This window comes from Streptomyces sp. SID11385, from assembly GCF_010548245.1.
Taxonomy (GTDB): Bacteria; Actinomycetota; Actinomycetes; order Streptomycetales; family Streptomycetaceae; genus Streptomyces.
The window spans coordinates 1-1,475 of record NZ_JAAGLR010000018.1 but is presented as its reverse complement, the minus strand read 5'-3'; the positions used below and the strand labels follow the sequence as shown (position 1 = coordinate 1,475).

Sequence of the window (1,475 nt, the reverse complement as noted above, 5' to 3'; positions counted from 1 at the left end):
GCGGGCCGCGCCGTGCCGGGCGCGAGGAGCGCGGCGACGAGGACACCGCCGGGCGAGAGCCGTCCCGGGGCCCCGGCGGGCAGCCCCGTGGCGAGCCGGGAGACGAGGACGCGGTCCCAGCGGAGATCGGGAGGCGCGCAGGACGTCACCCCGGCGCGCAGCCCCAGCGCCGTGAGCCCGTCGTGCGCCCCCACGGCGAGCAGCGGATCGGGTTCCACGGCGTGGACCCGCCCGCTGAGCGCGCACAGGAGCGCGGTCGTCGTCCCCGCCCCGTACTCCAGGACCGCCGACCCCGCCTCGGCGGCGAGGTGCTGGAGCAGGACGAGCCCGAGGTACGGGGAGGCGGCGAGGCCCAGCGGCCCGTGGGCCGGTACGACACGCCCCGCCGGGCGCTCGCAGGGCCGCTCGTCCCCGTACCGCACGACGAGCGGCGCCTCGCCGTGGACGAGGCCCAGCCACTCGCCCAGCTCGCGCGGCACCCGGCAGTCGATCAACTGGAGCATCCCGTCGTGCCCGCGCGGCCCGGGGCGGGGCGCGTAGACCTGCGGGAGCAGGAGCTCCACGGGCGTCGCGACGAAGACCTCGCGCAGCCGCTCGCCGCTCAGCAGCCCGCGCTCGGTCAGGCGCTCCGCGAGGGCGAGGCGGGCCCCGCGCGCCTGCGCGGCGAGCCGCTCGGCGGGCGTCGTGCGCGGCACGCCGTCGTGGAGTTCGGCGAGTTCGCCGTCGTGCTCGGCGACGAAGGCGGCGGCGAGCCGCTTCGCCAGTTCCTCGGGGACCCGCCGCAGCGCCTCCTCCTCGCTCACGAACTCGGCCGCCGCGATCTCGCCCGGGTCGAGCCGCAGCGCCTCGATCCGCACCTCGTGCGGCGGGTGCCCCGCGTAGATCCGCGCGACGATCGAGCGGCCCCAGCGCCCGCGCGGCACGGTGTCCTCGACGAGCAGTCGCCCGGCGAACACCTCGATGCCCAGTTCCTCGCGCACTTCGCGCACCGCCGCGTGCGCGGGCTCCTCGTCCTCCAGCATCCCGCCCGGCAGGTCCCAGCCGTCCTTGTACGTGGGCTCGACGAGCAGCACCCGGCCGTGCGCGTCCCTGATCAGGAGATCGGCACAGCCCGCCGGCGCCGCGTGCTCCGCGAGATAGCCGCGCAGGTCCTCCGCGCTCACCACGAGCCTGCCCGCTCCCGTCACGTGCGCCGACCAGCTCACCTCCGCGTCGCAGGCCCCCTCGCCGAGCGCCTTCTCCAGCGCGGCGGCGAGCCGGGAACCCTCGGGGCCCGTCCAGGCCGCGCCCGCCTGCCAGATCCCCTCCCCGCCGTCCTCGTCGGGGCGCACGACGAGATAGGCGAGCGAGTCGCCGGTCGCGAGCGCGGGCGTCGTGGCGGGCCCGGCGGGCAGCAGCAGCCCGGGGCCCGTCCCGAGGACCGTCAGCGCGCACGCGCGCGAGTCCGTCGCGGCGAGCCGCAGCGCGAGCGCGTC

1 protein-coding gene is annotated in these 1,475 nt (G+C 78.2%); it reads right to left on the bottom strand.

The window, feature by feature from the left end:
* Positions 1-1,475 (bottom strand): NUDIX domain-containing protein (locus G3I42_RS00865; RefSeq protein ID WP_164281939.1); only part of this gene is annotated, 1,475 nt, incomplete at both ends.